The sequence below is a fragment of the Mycobacterium shunyiense genome, assembly GCF_058270075.1.
The window spans coordinates 115,742-137,621 of sequence record NZ_JBZDPU010000017.1; the positions used below are offsets into that span (position 1 = coordinate 115,742).

At 66.3% G+C, this 21,880-nt stretch carries 23 protein-coding genes and 1 pseudogene; 15 read left to right on the plus strand and 9 right to left on the minus strand.

Annotation, left to right across the window (positions count from 1 at the left end; translation table 11 throughout):
- Positions 1-7 precede the first annotated feature (7 nt).
- Entirely contained in the window at positions 8-676 is a 669-nt protein-coding gene (locus AC4ELH_RS21570) for a TetR/AcrR family transcriptional regulator (protein WP_498886504.1), read from the minus strand.
- A 101-nt stretch (positions 677-777) separates the two neighbouring features.
- Between AC4ELH_RS21570 and AC4ELH_RS21575 the strand changes: the two genes are divergently transcribed.
- From AC4ELH_RS21575 to AC4ELH_RS21585, 3 genes are all read left to right on the plus strand, one after another.
- The gene (locus tag AC4ELH_RS21575; protein ID WP_498886506.1) at positions 778-1,842 is read left to right on the plus strand and encodes an NAD(P)H-dependent amine dehydrogenase family protein; all 1,065 of its coding nucleotides are present in this window, start codon (positions 778-780) and stop codon (positions 1,840-1,842) included.
- Positions 1,843-2,034: 192 nt separating this feature from the next.
- Positions 2,035-5,307 carry an NAD-glutamate dehydrogenase domain-containing protein gene (locus tag AC4ELH_RS21580; protein ID WP_498886883.1) on the plus strand — a complete coding sequence of 1,091 codons (3,273 nt, stop codon included), beginning with the start codon at positions 2,035-2,037 and terminating at the stop codon, positions 5,305-5,307.
- Between the two features lie 93 nt (positions 5,308-5,400).
- Positions 5,401-7,152 carry an alpha/beta hydrolase gene (locus tag AC4ELH_RS21585; protein ID WP_448445160.1) on the plus strand — a complete coding sequence of 584 codons (1,752 nt, stop codon included), beginning with the start codon at positions 5,401-5,403 and terminating at the stop codon, positions 7,150-7,152.
- On the opposite strand, the gene AC4ELH_RS21590 is transcribed toward AC4ELH_RS21585, so the two are convergent.
- Positions 7,118-7,609: an OsmC family protein gene (locus AC4ELH_RS21590; RefSeq protein WP_064880253.1), complete on the minus strand. Its 492-nt coding sequence runs from the start codon at positions 7,607-7,609 to the stop codon at positions 7,118-7,120. The genes AC4ELH_RS21585 and AC4ELH_RS21590 overlap by 35 nt on opposite strands.
- Before the next feature lie 79 nt (positions 7,610-7,688).
- Here AC4ELH_RS21590 and AC4ELH_RS21595 point away from each other — a divergent pair, with 79 nt between their 5' ends.
- A complete protein-coding gene (locus tag AC4ELH_RS21595; protein ID WP_498886509.1) occupies positions 7,689-8,633 on the plus strand; it encodes an oxygenase MpaB family protein in 945 nt (314 codons plus the stop codon).
- 13 nt (positions 8,634-8,646) lie between these two features.
- Positions 8,647-9,228, plus strand: a complete 582-nt coding sequence (locus tag AC4ELH_RS21600; protein WP_498886512.1) for a TetR/AcrR family transcriptional regulator — start codon at positions 8,647-8,649, stop codon at positions 9,226-9,228.
- A 7-nt stretch (positions 9,229-9,235) separates the two neighbouring features.
- Here AC4ELH_RS21600 and AC4ELH_RS21605 read toward each other — a convergent pair whose 3' ends face one another.
- Both AC4ELH_RS21605 and AC4ELH_RS21610 read right to left on the minus strand, forming a co-directional pair.
- Positions 9,236-10,105: a LysR family transcriptional regulator ArgP gene (locus AC4ELH_RS21605; protein ID WP_064887773.1), complete on the minus strand. Its 870-nt coding sequence runs from the start codon at positions 10,103-10,105 to the stop codon at positions 9,236-9,238.
- A gap of 9 nt (positions 10,106-10,114) precedes the next feature.
- The gene (locus AC4ELH_RS21610) at positions 10,115-10,780 is read right to left on the minus strand and encodes a TetR/AcrR family transcriptional regulator (protein ID WP_131811726.1); all 666 of its coding nucleotides are present in this window, start codon (positions 10,778-10,780) and stop codon (positions 10,115-10,117) included.
- 126 nt (positions 10,781-10,906) lie between these two features.
- Here AC4ELH_RS21610 and AC4ELH_RS21615 point away from each other — a divergent pair, with 126 nt between their 5' ends.
- The 9 genes from AC4ELH_RS21615 to AC4ELH_RS21655 all read left to right on the plus strand — a co-directional run bounded on the left by AC4ELH_RS21615 (position 10,907) and on the right by AC4ELH_RS21655 (position 18,514).
- Positions 10,907-11,194 (plus strand): hypothetical protein, encoded by a 288-nt coding sequence (locus tag AC4ELH_RS21615; RefSeq protein ID WP_131811725.1) that lies wholly within the window; start codon positions 10,907-10,909, stop codon positions 11,192-11,194.
- Between the two features lie 75 nt (positions 11,195-11,269).
- Positions 11,270-12,487: a sensor histidine kinase gene (locus tag AC4ELH_RS21620; RefSeq protein ID WP_064887767.1), complete on the plus strand. Its 1,218-nt coding sequence runs from the start codon at positions 11,270-11,272 to the stop codon at positions 12,485-12,487.
- Entirely contained in the window at positions 12,484-13,146 is a 663-nt protein-coding gene (locus AC4ELH_RS21625; protein WP_448445155.1) for a response regulator transcription factor, read from the plus strand. Before AC4ELH_RS21620 ends, AC4ELH_RS21625 begins: the two co-directional genes overlap by 4 nt.
- A 95-nt stretch (positions 13,147-13,241) precedes the next feature.
- Positions 13,242-14,684, plus strand: a complete 1,443-nt coding sequence (locus tag AC4ELH_RS21630; protein ID WP_498886515.1) for a bifunctional aminoglycoside phosphotransferase/ATP-binding protein — start codon at positions 13,242-13,244, stop codon at positions 14,682-14,684.
- 162 nt (positions 14,685-14,846) lie between these two features.
- Entirely contained in the window at positions 14,847-15,521 is a 675-nt protein-coding gene (crp, locus tag AC4ELH_RS21635; protein WP_064887761.1) for a cAMP-activated global transcriptional regulator CRP, read from the plus strand.
- Between the two features lie 63 nt (positions 15,522-15,584).
- Positions 15,585-16,100 carry a MarR family winged helix-turn-helix transcriptional regulator gene (locus tag AC4ELH_RS21640; protein WP_064887759.1) on the plus strand — a complete coding sequence of 172 codons (516 nt, stop codon included), beginning with the start codon at positions 15,585-15,587 and terminating at the stop codon, positions 16,098-16,100.
- Between the two features lie 14 nt (positions 16,101-16,114).
- Positions 16,115-16,543, plus strand: coding sequence for a DUF5313 domain-containing protein (locus AC4ELH_RS21645; protein WP_064887757.1), 429 nt, complete (start codon positions 16,115-16,117; stop codon positions 16,541-16,543).
- Between the two features lie 61 nt (positions 16,544-16,604).
- A complete protein-coding gene (locus AC4ELH_RS21650) occupies positions 16,605-17,252 on the plus strand; it encodes a GntR family transcriptional regulator (RefSeq protein WP_448445149.1) in 648 nt (215 codons plus the stop codon).
- Positions 17,249-18,514, plus strand: a complete 1,266-nt coding sequence (locus AC4ELH_RS21655) for an MFS transporter (RefSeq protein WP_448445147.1) — start codon at positions 17,249-17,251, stop codon at positions 18,512-18,514. The genes AC4ELH_RS21650 and AC4ELH_RS21655 overlap by 4 nt, the downstream gene beginning before the upstream one ends.
- On the opposite strand, the pseudogene AC4ELH_RS21660 reads toward AC4ELH_RS21655, so the two are convergent.
- Positions 18,506-18,625, minus strand: a pseudogene (locus AC4ELH_RS21660) (emopamil-binding protein); the annotation flags it as partial. The gene AC4ELH_RS21655 and the pseudogene AC4ELH_RS21660 sit on opposite strands and share 9 nt — an antisense overlap.
- A gap of 8 nt (positions 18,626-18,633) precedes the next feature.
- Complete coding sequence (locus AC4ELH_RS21665; protein ID WP_039313160.1) at positions 18,634-18,825, minus strand: hypothetical protein; 192 nt, start codon at positions 18,823-18,825, stop codon at positions 18,634-18,636.
- Positions 18,826-18,907: 82 nt separating this feature from the next.
- Here AC4ELH_RS21665 and AC4ELH_RS21670 point away from each other — a divergent pair, with 82 nt between their 5' ends.
- On the plus strand, positions 18,908-19,060 hold the full coding sequence (locus AC4ELH_RS21670; protein WP_448445145.1) for a hypothetical protein: 153 nt from the start codon (positions 18,908-18,910) through the stop codon (positions 19,058-19,060).
- A 33-nt stretch (positions 19,061-19,093) separates the two neighbouring features.
- Here AC4ELH_RS21670 and AC4ELH_RS21675 read toward each other — a convergent pair whose 3' ends face one another.
- The 3 genes from AC4ELH_RS21675 to abc-f form a co-directional block, all read right to left on the minus strand.
- Complete coding sequence (locus AC4ELH_RS21675) at positions 19,094-19,774, minus strand: alpha/beta hydrolase family protein (protein WP_448445143.1); 681 nt, start codon at positions 19,772-19,774, stop codon at positions 19,094-19,096.
- A 15-nt stretch (positions 19,775-19,789) separates the two neighbouring features.
- The gene (locus tag AC4ELH_RS21680; protein ID WP_448445141.1) at positions 19,790-20,080 is read right to left on the minus strand and encodes a DUF4193 domain-containing protein; all 291 of its coding nucleotides are present in this window, start codon (positions 20,078-20,080) and stop codon (positions 19,790-19,792) included.
- 132 nt (positions 20,081-20,212) lie between these two features.
- The gene (gene abc-f, locus AC4ELH_RS21685) at positions 20,213-21,871 is read right to left on the minus strand and encodes a ribosomal protection-like ABC-F family protein (protein ID WP_448445138.1); all 1,659 of its coding nucleotides are present in this window, start codon (positions 21,869-21,871) and stop codon (positions 20,213-20,215) included.
- Between the last annotated feature and the right edge of the window lie 9 nt (positions 21,872-21,880).

Consider the following 21,880-nt stretch of genomic DNA (forward strand, 5'->3'; position numbering starts at 1 on the left):
TCGGCGTCTACTCCGCCAGAAACCGCTCGAGGCCGGCAATCACGATGTCGAGGTTGAAGTCGAAGTCCTGGGCCGCGGTCCCCGCGACGCCACGATCGGCGACGACACCGCTGAGCAGCGGGAAGTCGCTCGACGGAAGGTCTTTCAACGCCCGAACCACCTCGGGCGTCTGATGGTGCAGCCGGGACCCGGCCGAACCCAACACATCGTGCGCGGCCGACATGGCAAGCCCCGACACCAAGGTGAGCACTCGGCCGGCGTCGTCGGTACCGAATCCGCCCGCGGTCAGTGCCCGCAGCACCTGCTCGGCCAGCGCCAGACTCGCGGCCCCACCGGTACCACTCAACCGGAAGCTGGTCGCCGTCACACCGAGCTTGAGCACACCCTGGCGGATCGCGGTTCCGTACGCCCGCAGAATTTCCTGCCAGCTCGCGCCCTCGGGCAGCTTGATCGAGCGCAACTCGGCCTCGAACAGGTCGGCCACCACCAGCTCGAGCAGGCCGTCGCGGTCACCGACGTAGTAGTGCAGCGTCGTTCGGTCCACCCCGAGCGCATCGGCAACCGCCTGCATCGTCAACGCACCCGGCGGGATCGCACGCGCCGCGGCGACGATCTGCTGCTGATCGATACGCGGTGGGCGGCCGCGCCCCCGACGGGGCGCGTTTCCGGTGGTCACATGGGCAATTCTAGTTGCTCACGACGCCGGCGACGCACCACTCTTCCTTTTTTCTCACGGTCGTGGAAAACTGCCGGAAACCGAGTAAGGGAGCCGCTGCCGTGTCACAAACTTCGCCATACCGGGTCGTCCAGTGGACGACGGGGAACGTCGGGAAGAGTTCGGTGGCGGCCATCGCCCGCAACCCGAACCTGGAACTGGTGGGCTGCTACGCGTGGTCGCCGGACAAGTCCGGAAAAGACGTCGGCGAACTCGTCGGCATCGAGCCCCTCGGCGTCGCGGCCACCAATGACGTGCAGGCACTGCTGGCCCTCAAACCGGACGTCGTGGTCTACAACCCCATGTGGATCGACGTCGACGAACTCGTCGAAATCCTTTCCGCCGGCATCAATGTCGTGGCGACGGCCTCATTCATCACCGGACACAATCAGGGCGAGGGCCGCGATCGCATCGTCGAGGCCTGCCGCAAGGGCGGTTCGACGATGTTCGGATCGGGCATCAGCCCCGGCTACGTCAACCAGTTGGCCGTGGTGGCCGCCGGAATCTGCGACCGGGTGGACAAGGTCACGGTCAACGAGGCCGCCGACACCACCTTCTACGACTCACCGGAAACCGAGAAGCCGGTCGGGTTCGGCCAGCCCATCGACCATCCCGACCTGCAAGCCATGACCGCCCATGGCACCGGGGTCTTCGGTGAGGCGGTGCGGATGATCGGCGACGCACTCGGTATCGAGTTCGACGAAGTTCGTTGCGACGCCGAATACGCCCAGACCACAGAGGATCTCGACCTCGGCTCGTGGACGATTCCGGCGGGCTGTGTCGCCGGCGTGTTCGTCAGCTGGAAGGGCATCATCGGCGATACCACCCGTGTCGAGCTCACCTTGCGCTGGCGCAAAGGCCAGACGTTGGAACCGGATTGGCAGATCGATCAGGACGGATGGGTCATCGAGGTCGCGGGCCGGCCGACCGTGACGATGAAAGTCGGCTTCCTGCCACCGCCGGATTTCGAGGCCACCACCCTGGAGGAATTCATGGTGCTCGGGCACATCATGACCGCCACTCCCCCGATCAATGCGATCCCCGCGGTGGTCAACGCCGCGCCCGGCATCGTCACCTATAACGATCTTCCGTTGATCCTGCCGCGCGGTGTGGTGCCGGCGGGCTAGGAAAGTCAGGACGGTCCCGGCCGACACAGTGTAATGACAGGCCACATTTCACTGACACTTTGCAGCATCTGAACGCGTGCTCCTCACCACAGGATTGTGTGCACCGTCGAACGCAACCGACGGCATCGATCAACGACGATTGAGGAGACCGGAACCGTGGATTCGTTGCGCGCCAACCCCATTGCGCCCGATATGCAGGATCAGCAGGCCGGGGTTGTGGTACCCAGCCGGCTACTGGAAGCCAAGGCGCTCAACGATCTGACGGGCGATGCCGTCGAGGTGAACCTCGACTGGACCGACGCGGACGGACGGCTCAACTTTGCGCTCGCTGCCCTCGAGCCGGTGCCGCTGCGCCGGATGCTGCCCGCGCTGCAGAGCATGGACCTGGAGGTCCTGGAGGAACAGGCGGGCACCTGGACCAGGCCGGACGGGCGGGTCTGCCACGTCTACCACCTGCTCTTGCAGCCCGGTCCCGATGTCGTCGAGGCGGTGGCCCAGCCGCGGGACGACACTGTCGATCGCATCCGCGAGACCTTCCGGGCGATGTGGGCCGGCCGGGTTGAATCGGACGGATTCAATGCGCTGCTACTGCGGGCCGCTCTGAGCTGGCGACAGGTGACCGTGCTGCGCAGCTACAGCCGGTACCTTCGGCAGCTGCCGATGCCCTACGGCCAGAAGCGCATCCAACGGGTCCTGCTGGACAACCCGGCGGCCACGCGCGCACTGCTGGATCTGTTCGAGGCCCGATTCGACCGCACCGAACAACCCGCCGACAGCCCCCACCGCATTTCCCGCATCGCAGCGGCTGAGCAGCAGGTGGCCATCGAGATCGATCAGGTGCTGCACATCGACGCCGACCGGATCCTCCGCGCGTACCACAATCTGATCAACGCCACGGTGCGCACCAACGCGTTCGCGCCCGATGCCCTCACCGTCTGGGCGCCCTATCTGGTCCACAAACTCGATGCCCAGTCCGTCGACGAGCTGCCACAGCCACGTCCCCTTTCCGAAATCTTCGTGTACTCACCGGAATTCGAGGGCCTGCATCTTCGCTTCGGGCTGGTGGCCCGCGGCGGGCTCCGTTGGTCCGACCGCCACGATGACTATCGCACCGAGGTTCTGGGCCTGGTCAAGGCACAGGCCGTCAAGAACGCGATGATCGTTCCGGTCGGAGCCAAGGGCGTGTTCGTCGTCAAGGCCCGCACCGCCGCGGGCCAGTCGCCCCGTGTTCAGGGACTGCGGAGTTATCGGCAGTTCATCGCCGCACTGCTCGACGTCGTCGACAAGACCGCCCCGTCAGACTCCGAAGACCGACCCCGCTTCGGCGGAGTGGTGTGCCACGACGGACCCGACCCCTATCTGGTGGTGGCCGCGGACAAGGGCACCGCCACATTCTCCGATTCCGCCAATGCGGTGGCGCTCGACCGCGGTTACTGGATGGGCGACGCCTTTGCCTCCGGCGGTTCGGCCGGTTACGACCACAAGGCGATGGGCATCACTGCTCGCGGTGCCTGGGTCAGCGGCGACACCCACCTGGCCGAGCTCGGTATCGATTCGGCGACCGATGAGTTCACCGCCGTCGGCGTCGGCGACATGAGCGGGGACGTCTTCGGCAACGGCATGCTGCTGCGTCCCGGCCTGCGCCTGGTGGCCGCATTCGATCACCGACACATCTTCATCGATCCGCAGCCCGACACCGTGCCGGCCCGCAAAGAACGCCAACGGCTGTTCGAACTGTCCCAATCGTCGTGGGATGACTACGACCGTTCTGTGATCAGCCCGGGCGGAGGGGTGTGGCCGCGGACCGCGAAAACCATTGCCACCACACCACAGATGCGCGCCGCGCTCGACATCGACGACGACCAGACCCGGCTCACTCCCACCCAATTGATCAGCCATATCCTGCGCGCCCCGGTGGACCTGCTGTTCAACGGTGGAATCGGCACCTACATCAAGGCCCGCGACGAACAGCACTCCGACATCGCCGACAAGGTGAACGATCAGGTGCGGGTGGACGCCGAGGATGTCCGAGCCCAGGTGATCGTCGAGGGCGGCAACCTCGGGCTGTCCCAGCGCGCCCGCATCGCCTACGCCCGCCGCGGCGGCCTGGTGAACACCGACGCCATCGACAACGCGGCCGGAGTGGACTGCTCGGATCACGAGGTCAACATCAAGATCCTGCTGGACTCTGCCACCCGGTCCGGCCTGATCACGGGTAGCGCGCGCAACCGACTGCTCGCCGATATGACCGACGAAGTGGCACAGCTCGTCCTGGCCAACAACCAGGCGCACAATCGTCTGCTCGGCGATGCCCGTTCCAACGCCACCCAGATGGTCGACGTGCACGCCCGGATGACGGCGGACCTGGAGGCCCGACGCGGGTTACACCGATCTCGCGAAAATATGCCCAGCCCAGAGGAATTCGCTGACCTCGCCAAGGACGGTCACGGCCTTTCCGCGCCACAGCTGGCGACCTTGATGGCGCACGTGAAGCTCGACCTCAAGGCTGACCTGCTCGCCGGCGAGATGTTCGACGCCCCATACTTCGTCACGCTGCTGACCCGGTACTTCCCACCGACGTTGCGGCGCCAACTCGGCGAGCCACTGCCCGAGCATCCGCTCCGTCGGGAGATCATCACCACCACGATCGTCAACCGCGTGCTGGCCACCTCAGGGCTGACCTTCGCGTTCCGGCTCTCCGAGGAAACCGGCGCAGCCCCAGCCGACATCGTGCGGGCTCATGCGGTGGTGTCCGAGGTTTTCGACCTCGACACACTCTGGTCCGACATCTACGCCGCCGACCTCTCGCCCGCGCTCACGAATGCGATGGTCATCGAGGGCAGGCGTCTCCTCGACCGGGCCGCCCGATGGTTCTTGCTCAACCGGCCCCAACCGCTCGAAATCGACACCGAGATCACCCGATTCAGCAACCAGCTGGCGATGCTGCACGGGCAACTCGGATCGATGCTGCGAGGCCAGGAGCGGGCAACCGTCTTGACGGCACACGACGACCTGGTCGCTCGCGGCGTACCAGGCAACATCGCGCATCGGATCAGCGAATCCCTGTATGCGTTCAGCCTTCTGGACATCATCGAGGTCGCCCATTTCCACGGAGAGGACCCGGCCCAACTGGCCAGGATCTACTTCGAACTGTCGGACCGGCTCGGAGTGGATCGGCTACTGCTGGCGGTGTCGTCGCTTCCGCGCGGTGGCCGCTGGCACGCCCAGGCCCGGCTGGCCCTTCGGGAAGACCTGTACCGCTCCTTGCGCGATCTCACGATCGACGTCACCAAGCACGGGCTGGAGGGCGATAAGGCCGCATGCAGCATCCGCGACTTCGAGGCCTACAACCGGCCGCGCCTGGACCGGGCGAAACGCACGCTGGACGAGTTCCTCGACTCCGCCGAGCCCGACCTGGCGGTGTTGTCGGTGGCCTCAGCCCAGCTGCGCCGGCTCCATCGATGAACTCGTAACCAACCCACCGAAAACCTGATCCGGCGGCCGATTCCGCGGTTAGCATCCAGCCAATCGCGGAATCGGCGCACCAGGGGGGTACACGTGGCGTACTTGGGATGGGTGGGCGCCGGTGTGCTGACCGCCGGAGTATCGGCGGCGTTGCTCGCCGGTGCCGGCACAGCCAGCGCCGAGGCTGACTCCTCAGGTGATTCGCATGCCGGCCCGGTGAAGACGTCGACCAGCAGCGCAAAGCCGGACCGCGCCGCGCCCGCCGGTAGTCGACATGTCACACCGCACCTCAAGCGGCCCGATCGTCTGGCACGTTCCGCGGCACCTCGTGTGCGTCGCACCGTCGAGCGGGAAGCCGTCAGGAAGGACCCGATCGAGAAAGACGCGGTCGGGAAGGCAAAGGCAGCCACACCGGACGACAGCGAATCTGACGCACTGCCGGCAGCCACCAAGCAGACGCCGCTTCGCCCGCTGTCGACGCAGCGCAGTGCGGCACGCAAACAGTTGCGTGAGCGCCTGGCACCGCTGACTGCCGACCTGGCGCAAAACGACCAACCAGCCAGTGACGTTCGTAATCCGCTGACCGCGATTTCTGAAGTGCCGAAAACGATTTCAGCGACTGCACCGAGCGGCGTCGGCGTGACTGGGTCGTCGTCGGCACAACTCCCCGATCTGATCGGATCCGGCTTGCAGTCGGTGGTCGACGCTGTCGGGTCTGCGTTGTTCAACGCGGTCGGCGGAGTGATCCAAGCCGTCGACGGGCCACCCACCGTGCCGCCCGGGCTTCGCGATTCGGTCGAGGTGAGCAGCTCGACGCTGGTGGTCTCCCCGGGCAACGAGGTTCCCGCCGACTGGTACTTCCCGACGCACGGTCAGCCGGACCGGCTGATCTACCTCCAGCACGGATTCATCGCCACCGGACCGATGTACAGCTACACCGCGTCCTATCTGGCCGAGCGCACCAACAGCGTCGTCGTGGTAACCACAGTGGCGTCCAACCCGTACACCGCCGGCGGCATGTGGCTCGGTGGGGACAACATGCACCAGGCGGTTGCCGAGCTCTTTCTCGACCCGGATCGAAAAGCCTTGAACGCCAGTATGACTACCGCATCGCTGAAGGCCGGTCAGGAGAGCTTCACCGTTCCAGAGCGATTCGTGCTCGTCGGCCATTCACTGGGCGGCGGCTTCGCGCCCGGGGTGGCCGGCTACTACGCCGAGGGGTTGGTCGCCCGCCGCGCCGAAGGACAGGATGCGCCCAACGACCTTGCCGGTGTGGTGCTGCTGGACGGGGTTCCTCCCTCGGGCAGTCTGCCGGCTGCGATGGACCGCCTCCATCAGCTCGAGGCCAGCAATGGCAACGATCCCGCCGACTATGTGCCGGTCTATGAGATCGGTGCGCCGCTGAACGCGTTCAACTCCACCAGCAAGGTGAACGACGAGCTCTCGGCCGCCAGACCCGGGACGTTCGTCGGGGTCGTGGTCAACGGTGGTGTCCACATGGATTCCATGCTGGGTGGTAACCCGCTGATCCAGGCGGCGGCCTATCTTGTGGCGGGCATTCCGCAGTCGCAGAACCCGCCCGCAGTGCAAAGGTTGATGGCCGGATGGGTCAACGACATGTTCGAGGGCAACATCGATCCGGTCACCGGCCGGTGCCTGAGTGACTGCAACGGCACGTACGGCGATGCGGGTCAGACCGTCGACATCGACGCCGGGACGGGCAATGCCACCGCCGTCGTCATCGACTCGGGAACGCTGCCCGACGAATCCGACTGGAGTGCACTCGAGTTCGTCCCGGTCGACGCGTCGTTCATTCCCCGCTCGGTGCTGTCACGGTGGGTGTAGCGCTCACCGGAAAATTGACCGAGTTGGCGATGAAGCACATCCGGTGGGCTTCATGATGGAGCTCGGTGGCCTCCCTCACCCGCTGCCCGTCGGTGATGGTGACCTGCGGTCGTAGCGTGACGTCGGTGAAAACGCCACTGCCCTCGGCGTTCTCGCTCATGGTACCGTCGGGCCGGTCACTGTAGGCAGTGACGACGATGCCTGCCTTGGCGCACAGCGCCAGGTACCACAGCATGTGGCACTGCGACAGGCTGACCACCAGCAGCTCCTCGGGGTTCCAGCGCTGCGGGTCTCCCCGGAAGGCCGGATCGGCGCTACCCAGGATCACCGGCTTGCCGGGTGTCTCGACGCCGGTCACGTCGTGGTCACGCGCGTAGTCGCGGTAGCCGCTGGTGCCCGAACCGGTGTTGCCGGTCCAGGTCACCTCGACCTCGTATCGATGCGTCCGGTTGGCCATGATCGCGACGCTACCAATCGTGTACGTGAGGACGATTTTCGGTATTGACACATTGGCACAGATTGCTAGCCTTTGTGCCATGTCTATTGGCAGCGTGGCCGACGAAGACGTAGTGCGGCCGAACGTACTGGCAGATTTCCGCAGGCACTCGGGCAGCATCCTGGGGGGTGCCTTCGGCGCGGCAGCCTTCGACGAGGTGGCCCTGGTCCCGGTGGCCGCGGCCGTCGATCGCAGCGGCCGGTTCGAGCGCAACTTTCTCGATCGCGGGGTGCGCAGCGGGTTTTCGGCGTTTCTGGCGATCTGGGGCGACGCGACAGATCGGGAGGCGGAGGGGCGCCGCCTGCAGACCATGCACCGCGAAGTCCGTGGACACGGTAAGGACGACTTCGCCGACGTCCGCTACAGCGCACTCAACCCCCAGCTGTGGAACTGGATTGCGATCAGCGGCATCTTCCTCGTCCTGCATTCGTTCACCCCGGCGACCGGTATCACCATGAACGCCGCCGAGCAGGAGGCGGCCTACCGTCAGCTGCTCGAAGCGTTCCGCTCTATCGAACTGCCGGCCGCATCGGCGAAGCTGCCGCAAACCTATGCCGACGCGGCTCGGTACTACGACGACATGGTGGAGAACCAGTTGCAGGGCAACGCATTCCTGAGCCGGGTGACGACCGGTCTGACCCAGCTGCCGTTGCCGACCCTGCTGCTGCCCACCCCGCTGAGACTGGCGCTGACCCCGTCCTGGATGGCGGTGCGACCGATCGCCGGCCGCGTGATCAAGGTGTGCTCATTCGGCATAATGCATCCGGGGATCCGCGAGATGACGGGGTTCCGGTGGCAGTCCCGCCATGAGCGGGAGTTCGCGGTCTACACCCGTATGCTTCAGCTGGCCTGGCGGGTACTGCCCGACCGGCTGCTGCTGGTGCCCCTGGCTTACAACCGATTGCAGTACGAGAAGCTGGTGCGCCTGCACCGATCGGTGGCCCTGGATTCGTTCGCGCCGCTGGGATGTCCGGCGGCAGGCTGACACACTGGTAGCGATGCCACGCAGCAACGCCAGCCAATCCGAACAGGAAGACGCCATCCTCAAGGCCACGGCCGAGGAAGTGGCGCTTGTCGGGCTCGGTCGGACCAGCTTGGACGTCATCGCCAAGCAGGCCGGCGTCAGCCGCCGCACGCTCTACCGTCGTTTCCCCACCCGCGACGCTTTGATCACCGAGCTGGGGCGGCGTACGTTCGACGGGGCGATGCATCGGTTACGCACGGTCACAATCGATTCCGGCCCCAACGAGGCTGCGGTGGCGGCATTCTGTGAAGGTATGCGGCTGTTGACCACCGAGCCGGTGATGCGCCGGTTCCTGCGACTGGACACCGATTTCACCGCGGTGGCCGGCGCCTATGACCAGGCTCCGGCCTTTCTGCACCACGCGTCGTCGGCGATGGCCAAGGCACTTCGCGCGGCGGGCGCGACCATGCCTGACGCCGAACTGCTGGCCGTGGCCGAATTGCACATCCGGTTGGCGTGCTCGCTGGCCCAGATGCCGACGACGGTGTTGGACGTCAACGACGACGAAGCGGTGCGTGCCTACGCGCGAAAGCACCTGGCTCCGCTGGTGCGGTAGCGGACTCTCAAGCCTGGGCCGGACCGCGCAGACCGGCCGCCGCGTCGCGAACCGCCGCCGTGATGGTGTCGACCATGGGGCTGTCGAGCTTCCAGCACTGCCAGTACAGCGGCACGTCCAGATACTGCTCGGTGATCCGGACGAAGTCTTCGTCGACCAGTTCCTCGGGGTACATCCCCCAGCCCAACCCGGCCCGCACCGCGGCGCCGAAACCCTCGGCCGTCGGGATGAAATGGATCGGCCTGACGATATCTTTGCGGAACACCTTGCGCACCAACTGATCCTGCAGTGCGTCATCTCGGTTCCAGGCCAGCGACGGCGCCGCCTGCGCGGCGTCGTGGGTGAAACCGTCCGGTAGGTAGCGCTGCACGTAGCCGGCACCGGCCACCGGCACGTAACGCATCGCCCCCAGGGCATGCACCCGGCAGCCCGGCACCGGGCGCCGCTCGGTGGTGACCGCGCCCATCACCACACCCTCACGCAGGAAGCGTGCCGAAAGGTCCTGGTCCTCGATCCGGATGTCGAACAAGAACTCGGACGCCCGGGCGAATACTCCGGTGAACCAGGTCGCCATCGAATCGGCGTTGACCGCCAACGCGATCCTGGTGCGGTGCCCGGCACCACCACCCATCTCCGCCAGCGTCTCGGACTCCAACAACGCCGTCTGCGCAGCCAACCTCAGCAATGGGACACCGGCAGGTGTTGCCGTGCAAGGCTTTTCGCGCACCACCAGAACCTGACCGACACGCTGCTCCAAGGCCTTGATGCGCTGACTGACCGCCGACGGCGTCACATGCAGACGCTGCGCGGCCGCGTCGAAACTCCCCAACTCGACCACCGCGGCGAAAGCAGCGAGCTGCTGGCCGTCGATCTGCACGCAACGATCCTAATCGGGCAGACCATCGTTGCCGCGTAAACCGCTGCCGGTGAACCGGACCAACTGGTCAACCCACCCGCGGTCCAAGCCGCCGGGCCCCAAGGGCCGACCGTAGAGCGACAAGTCCGAGCTGGCCAGCGCGCCGATCATCCCGAGGATGGCAATTGTGCTGCGCTGCTGGCCTTCTCTGGTCTGAATGTCCGGCACCGCACGCCCTGCCGCGGCAAAGAACAACTCCGGCAAACTCGGTGTGCCCGCCAGCTGGTCGAGCCAGATCTGGTCTTCATCCAGGGCAAGCTGATTCATCACCTTCAGCCAGCGCAATCCGCCGACCGGATCCTCGTCGAGCAGCCTGACGTAGGGCGCGATGAGTGCTTCGACGACGTCAGAGACCCCGATCTCGTCACCGCCCTCAGCCACCCGCACCAGCTCGGAGACAACGGCCTCGAACACCGACGGGGCGCGCCGTCGCGCCACCTCCAGCACGAGGTCGCGCTTGGCCGGGAAGTGATAGGCCACCGCACGACTGGCCACGCCCGCCTCGCGGGCCACTGCCCGCGCCGCCACCGCACCGATCGACATCTCCGCGAACATTCGCTCTGCGGTATCGACGATCAGAGTTCGGGTGTCGACATCACGCCGGGGACCACGCCTACGGGTCGAACTCGAGGGCACAACAGGAGCCTAACCAGTCGCGGCCCCATCGTCCTGTGGTCGGTTCAGTTGTCCTACTACGGTCGTAGGTCAAGATCGGACAGCAGCGCGATGTGGGCTGACCTGCATTCTTCGTAGCGTCGAGCCATGACACGAGCACAGCGTTCCCCAGCTATCTCGATAGCGAATTCGATGACCGGCGTCGCCCGTGGATGGACGGCGAAAGACGCCGTTTTCACCCCTCCGGTGACAGATCCAGCGATCCCGAGCGGCCCCGCCCGTCGGGAGGGTGGTTTCTGGCGGCGCACCCTGACCGCGGTGCGTACAGCGCTGGCGGCCGCTCCCCGGCCCGATCTCAAGCAGCCGTACTATCCGCCGCTGCGCGAAAAATTCGTCGAGGACTCCGCGATGGCACGTGAGATGTGGCGACTCTGAGTGTTGAAATCCGGCCCCAAAAAATCCGACTCTGGTAGGACGTGCGGAAACAAGCTCACCTTCTACGATCAGAACATGCTCGGCAGCATCGCCCGCGGCTTGCGCGCGCATGTACACCGGCGGGGGTATGCCCTGCCGGTCGGCTACAACTGGGCCATCGTTTTGGCGTTCGACACCACGGTCATGGGTGCCGGCGTGGTGGCGATGTTGCAACGGCCTACGGCCGACCTTCCGGCGGGCCTGCTCGCACTCGTCGTCTGCATCGCCCCCTTCGCGTTGTTCTACCTGTCCGGCGTCGATTTCAAGGCGCCGATCGTCTGGGCGACCTGGACTACCTCGACCGCGATCCTGCTGTTCGCGACCGCGACACCGGTCCCCAATGATTTCGCCCCGCTGATCGCGGTGCTGATGGTGGGTGAGGTGGCCTCGCTGGCCGGCGTGTGGGGCGGATTCCTCGCGTCGCTGACCGCGGCCACCCTGCTGCTGACCGCCGCGGCACAGCACCGCCTCGACGCCCTGCCGCTCTATCTCGGAATCCTCGGGATGGGCTGGCTGGTGGGCTATCTCGTATACACCCAACAGCAACTCATGCGACAGCAACAGGAGTCACAGGCCGCGCAGGCCCGCCACGCGGCGGCCGATGAACGCCGCCGGATCGCCCGCGAGGTCCACGACGTGATCGCGCACTCGCTGAGCGTTACCTTGCTGCATGTGACGGGCGCACGTCGCGGGTTGCAGCAGGACCGCGACGTCGACGACGCCGTGGAGGCATTGGAGCAGGCTGAACGCCTCGGCCGTCAGGCCATGGCCGACATCCGCCGCACGGTCGGGCTACTCGACGGTGCCCCGATGAGCATGGCTCCCGAGCCGGGCGTCGACGACATCAGTTGTCTGGTAGACGATTTCGTGCGTGCCGGGCTCAATGTGCGGTGCGACGCCACCGGCCGCACCGATGCGGTCTCGGCAGCGGTGGGCTTGGCGTTGTATCGCATCGCCCAGGAGTCGCTGGCCAACATCGCCAAACATGCACCCGATGCGGAAGCGACCGTGCTACTGAGAATCTCACGCACCTCGGCGACCTTGACGGTCGCCAATCGACTCCCGGTCCCGGCGTTGGCCGTGCGGAACGGTCACGACGTGGAGGGTCGCGGGGTGCGCGGAATGCGCCAGCGCGTCGAGCTCCTCGGCGGGATCATCAGCGTCGGCCCCGCCGACGACGGATGGTCGGTGCGCACGAACATTCCGTTGGACGACACCGACCGGGCACCCCGCTGGTGCCCCGTGGTGTCATGACGGACCCGGTGAGCGAGGTAGCGGTCCTCCTCGTCGACGATCAGGATCTGGTGCGCTCCGGCCTGCGCCGCATCCTTCGGCGCAAGGACGGCTTCACGATCGTCGCCGAATGCGCCGACGGTGACGAGGTGCCCGACGCCGTCAGCCGGTACCGCCCCGACGTGGTGGTGATGGATCTGCGGATGAAACGGGTCGACGGGATCGAGGCCACCCGCCAGGTGACAGCGGTCGACGGGCCGCCGGTGCTGGCGCTGACCACGTTCAACGACGACGAGTTGCTCTCGGGGGCGTTGCGTGCGGGAGCCAGCGGGTTCGTGCTCAAGGATTCCTCCGCCGAGGAACTGATCCGGGCGGTGCGCGCAGTGGCACTGGGTGACAGCTATCTCGACCCCGCGGTGACCTCGCGAGTGCTCACCACCTACCGCAAGTCCGCCGAACCACGTCGCGCCGCCGCCGTGGGCGACCTCACGGCCCGTGAGCTCGATGTGCTGACGCTCATCGCCAAGGGGCATTCGAACGCCGAGATCGCCGATGAACTGAGCATCTCCGGGCTCACCGTCAAGAGCCACATCGGCCACATCTTCATCAAGCTCGACCTGCGTGACCGCGCCGCCGCGATCATCCACGCCTACGACTCCGGGCTGGTCAGTCCCCGGTAATAGGGTCTTTGGGCCATGGGCTGAAGGACTTTCGGCAGGCGAATGCCGACGGATGACCACTACCTTCTGTAGTCCAAGCCGAGCCATCATGGGTTATGGCCGCTGCCGAAATCCACGAAACACACACCGGGGTCGTCGCGTTGGTGGGCGAGAAGGCTTACAAGGCCAAGAAGGCCGTCACCACGGACTTTCTCGATTTCAGCTCGGTCGAGCAGCGGGAACAGGTGTGCCTACGTGAGGTTCGCCTGAACCAGCGGCTGGCGCCCGACAGCTATCTCGGGGTCGCCCATTTTTCCGATCCGCAAGGTGGCCCGCCCGAGCCGGTGATCGTGATGCGCAGGTACCCCGATTCGCGCCGGTTGACGTCGATCGTCGTCAATGGTGAACCCGTGATGGAGCATCTGTCGGCGATCGCGGAGGTGATCGCGCGGTTTCACGCCGGCGCGGAACGGTCGGAAGACATCGACCGCGCAGCGGCGGTGCCCGCGGTTGCCGGCCGTTGGCGTGACAACCTCACCGAATTGCGCAAGTACGCCGGAACCGTGGTGCCTGCGGAATCGCTGGCCGAGATCGACCGTCTGTATGACCAGTTCATCGCAGGACGCACCGCAGTGTTCGACGGCCGCATCGCCGAGCGCCGCATCGTCGACGGCCACGCCGACCTGTTGACCGGCGACATCTTCTGCATGCCGGACGGGCCGGCCATCCTCGACTGTCTGGAGTTCGACGACGCCCTACGCCATGTCGACTGCTGCGACGACGCCGCATTCCTGGCGATGGACCTGGAATTCCTCGGCCGCCGAGACCTGGCGGACTACTTCATCGCCGAGTACCAGCGGCTCTCCGGGGATACCCCGCCACCGGCGTTGGTGGATTTCTACATCGCTTACCGTGCCGGAGTCCGCGCCAAAGTCGACTGCATCAGGGTTGATCAGGGCGACGCGAGCGCCGCGGACGACGCCAGGCGCCATCTCGACATCGCCCTCGATCACCTCCGCCGAGGTGCCGTGCGACTGGTCATCATCGGCGGAGGTCCCGGTACCGGTAAGACCACGCTCGCGCACGGTCTCGCCGAACAGGTGGCGGCCCGGGTCATCTCCACCGATGACGTGCGCCGCGAGCTGCAAGAGCGTGGGCTCGTCGACGGCGCGGCCGGGATATTGAACGAGGGGCTGTACAGCAGCGAGAACGTGGCCGCTGTGTATGAGGCCGTGCTGGACAAGGCCCGCGAGACGTTGGCCATCGGGCAGTCGGTGATCCTCGACGGCACCTGGCGGGATCCGGATCTTCGCCGGCGAGCGCGGGAGATGGCAGCGGACCAGAAATGCCCGACAGCGGAGTTGTCGTGCACAGTGCCTCTCGACGAAGCCAAGCAGCGCATCGTCCAGCGTCGGGTCACCAACTCGGATGCCACCCCGCAGATCGCAGAAGGTTTGGCGTCCGACGCCGATTGGTCCGACGCCCATCCCATCAACACGCGTCGCCCGCTTGCGGACTCCGTCGCCGAAGCCCAGCGGATCTGTTGCTCGGCGATCTGACCGCCACCGTTCGCCTCCATTACGGAATGCGGCCTGGGTGTAAACCCGGAGCCGCGGGCCGATCGATAGCCCTTGTAAAGTAAAACGGCGGCCTTCCTTTCGGCTGCGACCAGTACAAACCTTCCGGGTCACCAGGTTCGGCACATCCACCAAGGGGGAAATATGAATGAAGTGCTGGCCCGCGCCGGCATCTTCCAAGGTGTGTCGCCTGACGCCGTGGCCGCGCTCGTCCGGCAGTTGGAACCGGTGACCTTCCGTCGGACCGAGGTGGTGTTCTCCGAGGGCGAGCCCGGCGACACGCTGTACATCATCACCTCGGGCAAGGTGAAGATCGGCCGCAAGTCCGTGGACGGTCGCGAGAGCCTGATAACACTGATGGGTCCGTCGGACATGTTCGGCGAGCTCGCCATCTTCGATCCGGGGCCGCGGACCTCGACCGTGACCGCTCTGACCGAGGTGAAGGCGGTCGTGATGAGCCGCAGCGTGCTGCGGAGCTGGATCGCCGACCGGCCCGAGATCGCCGAACAGCTCCTGCGCGTGCTGGCCCGCCGGTTGCGCCGCACCAACGACAACCTGTCCGATCTGATCTTCACCGATGTGCCGGGCCGGGTCGCCAAGCAACTGCTCTACCTGGCGCAACGGTTCGGCAGCCGCGATGGCACCGCGCTGCGTGTCGACCACGAGCTGACCCAGGAAGAGATCGCCCAACTCGTCGGCTCTTCGCGCGAGACGGTCAACAAGGCGCTGTCGGACTTCGCGCAGCGCGGCTGGATCCGCGTTCAGGGCCGCAGCATCCTGATCGACAACGCCGAACGATTGGCCAAGCGCGCGCACTGACCGTGTGAGCATGTGACCGTCGAGACATTGTTAGCACCCTAACTATTAGGGTACTTTCTAAGTATGACCGCAGTATCCGAAGCGTCTGCCGCACCCCCTGTGCAGCTCAGCGCCGACCCCCTGGCGCTCGAGCGGCAGGTCTGTTTCGCGCTGGCCGTGAGCAACCGCGCCGTGCTGGCGGTGTATCGGCCACTGCTGGAGCCACTGGGCCTGACCCATCCGCAGTACCTGGTGATGCTGGCGTTGTGGGATCACCAGCGGTCCGATTCCGGCGGCACTCCGCCGCTGTCGGTCAAAGAGATCGCCTCCGCGCTGCAGCTGGATTCGGCGACGCTCTCGCCGATGCTCAAACGGCTGGAAGCACTCGGCCTGCTCACCCGCAGCCGCCGCGCCGGGGATGAACGCGCGACCGATGTCGAGCTCACCGAGGCCGGGATCGCCCTGCGTGAACGGGCTCTGGCCATCCCACCCGCGGTAGTGGAGCGCCTGGGCGTCGACATCGCCGAACTCGAAGAGCTGCATCGGGTGTTGACCCGCATCAACGTGGCTGCACTGGCGGCCAATTCACTCACCGATTGACACCAGGAGCCCTCATGGCCGGCCAGAAAACCAAAGACCGTCCCAACTTCTTTCAATACGTCGCCTACTGCTACGGCAAGCGGTTGCCCGATTCCATGCGCGAGTGGGTGGCTCACGACCTTGCCGACCATGGCGCCGTGCGGCGGCACTTGATCCGGATGGCGATCCCGCCGCTTTTCGTACTGGCGCCGCTCTGGCTTCTGCCCGCCTCGCTCTATGTGCACATCGAGATGACCGTGCCGATCTACATCTGGGCCATCTTGATGGCGCTCGCGCTCAACAAGATCTGGCGCCGGCACCGGTTGGCGCAGCACGGCCTGGACCCCAATCTGGTCGACGAGATCCAGTACAAGAAGGACCAGCGAAAGCACGAGGAGTACATCCGGCGGTTCGGGCCCCGTCCCGAAGCGTCCAAGCATCAGGCCAACAGCAGCCCGTTCTAGGGTTTGACCTGGCCACACCCCTTGCATGCAAGCTTGCATGCAAGGGGTACAGTGGTCTTCCGTGGGCCAGGACGAGAAATCGAGCAACAGCCAGCGCGTCTACCGGATGACCAAGGACCAGATCCTCTCCGGTGAGTTTCGCGGCGGGCAGCTGCTCAGCGAGGTTGAGGTGGCGACGCAGCTCGGGGTCAGCCGGACGCCGGTGCACGAGGCGTTTCTGCGCCTGGCCGCCGAGGACTTCCTGGACCTGATGCCGCGACGCGGCGCCGTCGTCGTCCCCGTGTCCGCCCAAGAGGCCACCGACCTGCTGGAGATGCGCCTGGCACTGGAGACCGCGGCGGTGCGCCGGCTGTGCCGGTCATCGGAGTCCATCGACACTCTGTTCGGTGAGCTGACCGAGTTGGTCGAACGGCAGCGCCACGGCGCCGCGATCGGTGACGCCGATCAGTTCGCCGCCGCCGACGATGCGTTTCACCGCCGGATCGTGCAGGTCGCCGGGAATTCGATCGCCGGCCGCTTCTACGGATCACTCAGCGATCGGCAGCGCCGCATGATGGCCGACGCCGCCCGATCGGACTCCGCCCGGCTCACCGAGCTGATCGGCGAACACGCGGATCTGGCCGATGCCATCGGCCGCCGTGATGTCCCCGGTTTCGAGGGTGCCCTCCTGTCCCACCTGGAAGCGACCTACCGGGTGGTGCTGGCATGACCGCTGTCGCAACGGAATTCGTCGAGGTGCCCGCCCGGCGCCGGCGACGCATGCAGCCATGGCTCGCCGTCGCCGTCGCCGTCTTCTGCATCGGTTGGGGCGGAAACCAATTCACCCCACTGCTGATCGCTTATGCCCAGCACTCCGGCTACACCCGGGTCGACGTCGACATCCTGTTGGGCGCCTACGTTCTCGGCCTGATTCCGGGGCTGCTGATCGCCTCGACGCTGTCGGACCGCCACGGTCGACGCAACGTGATGGCCGCCGGCGTGGTCAGCGCCGCGCTGGGCAGTCTCATACTGGCCGTCGGCGACTACTGGGGCTTCCCGGCCCTGTTCGTCGGCCGGTTGTTCAGCGGAGTGGCGGTCGGCATCGCGATGGCAGTCGGTTCGGCGTGGATCGCTGAACTGTCCAAGCCACCCTTCGACAACGATGCTTCCGCCGGGGCCGGAGCGCGCCGCGCCTCGATCTGCCTGTCCCTGGGCTTCGGCGTCGGGCCGCTGTGCGCCGGACTGCTCACCGTGTACGCGCCGCTGCCGTTGGTGCTGACCTACCTGGTCCACGCTGCCCTGTGCGTGCCGGTGGTGTGGGCGGTGTGGAACCGGGCCGTCGAGACCCGGTCCCGCACGACCTCGCGGCCCTTCCTCGACGGGTTGAAAGTGCCTGCAGCCGGCCATCGCCGGTTCCTACATGTGGTTGTTCCCATGGCACCGTGGATCTTTGGCTCGGCCGCCATCGCGTACGCCGTGGTGCCGGCGCTGGTCGCCGACCAGCTCGGGTCCTGGGCGCTGCTGTACACCGTGGGGTTGACCGTGCTGACATTGGGCTGCGGCGTGGCGATCCAACCCGTCGCGCGCCGACTCGACGACGTGTCCAGCTCCCGCGCCGTGGTGGTGTCGATGGCGTTGATGGCACTGGGCATCTTCGCCGCGGTGGCCACCGCTGTCACACACTCAGCGCTCGTCGCGCCGCTGGTCGCAATGCTGCTCGGCAGTGCCTACGGCATCGCGATCGTGTCGGGTCTGCTTGAGATCCAACGCATTGCCCCGCCCGACGAGCTCGCCGGTATCTCCGGGGTCTACTACTCGCTGGCCTATCTGGGGTTCCTGTTGCCCGCGGTACTCGCTGCGCTGGCGCACTGGTTCAGCTATCCGGAGATGCTGACTTTCGTTGGCGTACTGGCGATTGTCTGCACGGCCGTGTGCGCGTCGGGGTGGGCCAAACATCTGGAGCCGCGGACGGCCGGCGCACGCTCACAGTGATGCGGGCACCCGGCTGTCATCGCCCACACCGGCACGACGCGTGAGGTAATCGATCTGCAGATAGATCGCGTAGAGAACGAGCGGCGGCAGCACGATGAAGGGAACGTTCTCCTCGGTGGTCAGTATTTGCGGTCGCCTTCGCTGTCATCGAAGAACGCCCAGTCACCGTCGGCCGAGAGCACTTCCATGCGCCAGCCCAACTCCGGCTCCGCCTTCTGGTCGACGAACCACGCATGGGCGTCGTCAGCACTCTCGATGTCCTTGGTGTCGACGACCTCGCCCTTGGGATTGAGTACACGATAAGTAGCCATTGGCTCAGCGTTCCCCCGAATTAGGCCGTCGAATCAGCGCCGTGGACGGATTGGAACCCGCGACTGTGGGTAGCCAATCGCCATGCCCAGCGCAGACAAGCCCCATGACGAGAGCGCCGACGATGCCAAGGAACCACCTCCAGGGCCTACCGATCACGGTCGCGAAGGCGGGATGGCCACACGAGAGATCGCGCCGGAGCTGACCGAACCTGACGTGAACCAAGACTCCGGCTGAGCGCAGGCCGGCGCGGACCGCTGCCGTCCGGTGTCACGGGTGCAGCAGCGCAGCGGCGATGTGGTCGGCTACCAGCCCAGCTGTCCGCAGCGTCTCGGCATCCTCGGCCGGCACGTACTGATCTCGCGAAGCGTCGTACCTGGTACCGGCGATCGTGGCGTGATCAGCCGGTAGCTCGACGAGGGTGACCGGCCACCCGACCTTCTCGAGTTCGGCAGCGAACGTGCGGCTCACCGAGACCGGGACGACGTCGTCGCCGACACCATGCAGCAAGGTAAAAGACGCACCCACCCGATCGGCGGAAAGGCTGGATGTCAACTGCTCACCCGAGATCGGGTCCGTCGCCATGAAGGCGCCGGCCAGGCACACCGTATGAGAAATGGCGGCGCCGAACCGGGCGGCGTGGATGGTGAGTCCAGCGGCCGCGGTACCACCCAACGACCACCCGGCCAATGCGAGATGGTCAGGTTCCACGGCCCAGGAGTGGGCGAACTCCACGGAGCGCAGCAGGTCTGATCGGCCCCCATCAGGAGCGTGGGAATCCCAATCGGGCACGACGACACCGAAACCGCGTCTGGCCACCAGCTCGGCAATCGGGCGTACGGCGGCGCGGGCATCGGTCTGCATGCCGTGCCACAAGACGAGCGTCGGCGCCGCGCGGTCACCGAAAACGTCGGCCGAGCGCGCCGGCGCGTACTGCACGGACTCGGTCACGGCGGCGACCGCCGATCAGGCACAGTCGACGCAGACCGGATTGTCGGGTCCACTACTGGCCAGGCGGTGACTGTGCTGGACGAGAAAGCAGCTCGAACAGGTGAACTCGTCAGCCTGCTTCGGTACCACCCGCACGGTGAACTCCTCACCGGAAAGGTCGGCACCTGGTAGTTCGAAGTCATCGAGCGCATCGGCCTCGTCAACGTCGGTGGCAGCGTCGTTGCCTCGACCGGCCAACGCTTCCAAAGACTCGTCGACTGACTCTTCGGTTTCCTTCTGGCGGGGCGCGTCGTAGTCGGTGGTCATTACGTGTCCTTTCGGCCGGTCCTGGGTCTCGGCCCGACATTGCGATCCGGGCTGCATTCCCCCGCGAGCACATCGCCAAACCGCAGAACCATGGATCGCCGACGCCTTCGTGGATATCGGCAGACGCCGGCGCTACAACTCGGCGACGCGCCCGTCGTCGACCAGCCACCTTCGGTCCAGCCGAACGTTCTGCAGCATGCGGCGGTCATGCGTCACCAGTAACAACGCACCGTCGTACGACTCGAGCGCCTGCTCAAGTTGTTCGATGGCGGGCAGGTCCAGATGGTTCGTCGGCTCATCGAGAACCAGCACATTGGTGCCACGTGCCTGTAGCAGCGCCAGGCCGGCACGGGTTCGCTCCCCCGGTGACAGTTCGTCAACCGGGCGTTCGACATGATCGGCCCGCAGCCCGAACTTCGCCAGCAGGGTTCGCACATCGGCGGTCGACCAGTCCGGCAGGTGCTGCTCGAACCGGTCGACGAGTCGCACGGTACCCGTGAAATCGGCACGGGCCTGGTCGATCTCGCCGATGGCGACACTGGCGCCCAGGCCGGCGCGACCCTCATCGGGCTGTCGGCGCCCCAGCAACAGTCGCAGCAATGTCGACTTGCCGGCCCCGTTGGCGCCGGTGATACCGATCCGCTCGCCGGCGTCAACCTGCAACGACACCGGGCCGAGAACGAAATCACCTTGCCGCACAACGGCATTGTCGAGGGTGGCGACGACCGAGCTCGACCGTGGCGCGGTGCCGATGGTGAACTGCAGGGTCCATTCCTTCCGGGGTTCCTCGACCTCCTCGAGGCGGGCGATCCGGCTCTCCATCTGACGCACCTTCTGCGCCTGCTTCTCGCTGGACTCGGTGGCCGCACGTCGACGGATCTTGTCGTTGTCCGGTGACTTGCGCATGGCGTTGCGGGTGCCCTGGCTCGACCACTCACGCTGGGTGCGGGCCCGAGCCACCAGGTCGGCCTTCTTCTCGGCGAACTCTTCGTACTGTTCCCGCCGGTGCCGTCGGCCGACCTCCCGCTCCTCCAGATAGCTTTCGTAGCCACCTCCGAAAACGGTGGTGGTGTTCTGTGCCAGATCCAGCTCGAGCACGCGAGTCACGCTGCGGGCGAGGAACTCCCGATCATGGCTCACCAGTACCACACCCCCGCGAAGCTCCCTGACGAACTGCTCGAGCCGGGCCAGCCCGTCGAGGTCGAGATCGTTGGTCGGCTCATCGAGCAGCACGATGTCGAACCGGGACAGCAGCAGCGCCGCCAACCCCACCCGCGCCGCCTGCCCACCGGACAACGCGGTCATCGGCGTCGAGTCCGGTCGCACCGCATCGGTGTCGAGTCCGAGATCGGCCAACACGGCCGGCAGCCGTTCGTCGAGGTCGGCCGCGCCGGTGGCCAGCCAGTGATCCAGCGCAGCGGAGTAGGCAGCGGCCGGATCCTCCTCCCCGGGGTCCGGGTCGGCCAGTGCCGCGGCCGCGGCATCCATGGCCTGCGTGGCTTCGGCGCATCCGGTGCGACGCGCGATGTAGGCCGCGACGGTCTCCCCCGGTACGCGCTCGTGTTCCTGCGGCAGCCATCCGACGAACGCGTCGGCCGGCGCCACGCTGACCATGCCGTCGAGCGGCTCGAGATCGCCCGCCAGGATCCGCAGCAGTGTGCTCTTGCCCGCACCGTTGACGCCGACGACCCCGACGACATCGCCCGGTGCCACGGTCAGGTCGACCCCCTCGAACAGGGTGCGATGGGCGAATCCGCCGGCCACATTCTTCGCGACAAGCGTTGCGGTCATGGCCCCCAT

Coding starts and splice junctions, on each gene's coding strand:
- AC4ELH_RS21595 (WP_498886509.1), top strand. CDS start 7,689: ATGTCTATTGGCAGCGTGGCCGACGAAGACGTAGTGCGGCCGAACGTA.
- AC4ELH_RS21590 (WP_064880253.1), bottom strand. CDS start 7,609: ATGGCCAACCGGACGCATCGATACGAGGTCGAGGTGACCTGGACCGGC.
- AC4ELH_RS21620 (WP_064887767.1), top strand. CDS start 11,270: ATGCTCGGCAGCATCGCCCGCGGCTTGCGCGCGCATGTACACCGGCGG.
- AC4ELH_RS21615 (WP_131811725.1), top strand. CDS start 10,907: ATGACACGAGCACAGCGTTCCCCAGCTATCTCGATAGCGAATTCGATG.
- abc-f (WP_448445138.1), bottom strand. CDS start 21,871: ATGACCGCAACGCTTGTCGCGAAGAATGTGGCCGGCGGATTCGCCCAT.
- crp (WP_064887761.1), top strand. CDS start 14,847: ATGAATGAAGTGCTGGCCCGCGCCGGCATCTTCCAAGGTGTGTCGCCT.
- AC4ELH_RS21645 (WP_064887757.1), top strand. CDS start 16,115: ATGGCCGGCCAGAAAACCAAAGACCGTCCCAACTTCTTTCAATACGTC.
- AC4ELH_RS21625 (WP_448445155.1), top strand. CDS start 12,484: ATGACGGACCCGGTGAGCGAGGTAGCGGTCCTCCTCGTCGACGATCAG.
- AC4ELH_RS21580 (WP_498886883.1), top strand. CDS start 2,035: ATGCAGGATCAGCAGGCCGGGGTTGTGGTACCCAGCCGGCTACTGGAA.
- AC4ELH_RS21670 (WP_448445145.1), top strand. CDS start 18,908: ATGCCCAGCGCAGACAAGCCCCATGACGAGAGCGCCGACGATGCCAAG.
- AC4ELH_RS21680 (WP_448445141.1), bottom strand. CDS start 20,080: ATGACCACCGACTACGACGCGCCCCGCCAGAAGGAAACCGAAGAGTCA.
- AC4ELH_RS21655 (WP_448445147.1), top strand. CDS start 17,249: ATGACCGCTGTCGCAACGGAATTCGTCGAGGTGCCCGCCCGGCGCCGG.
- AC4ELH_RS21630 (WP_498886515.1), top strand. CDS start 13,242: ATGGCCGCTGCCGAAATCCACGAAACACACACCGGGGTCGTCGCGTTG.
- AC4ELH_RS21640 (WP_064887759.1), top strand. CDS start 15,585: ATGACCGCAGTATCCGAAGCGTCTGCCGCACCCCCTGTGCAGCTCAGC.
- AC4ELH_RS21600 (WP_498886512.1), top strand. CDS start 8,647: ATGCCACGCAGCAACGCCAGCCAATCCGAACAGGAAGACGCCATCCTC.
- AC4ELH_RS21665 (WP_039313160.1), bottom strand. CDS start 18,825: ATGGCTACTTATCGTGTACTCAATCCCAAGGGCGAGGTCGTCGACACC.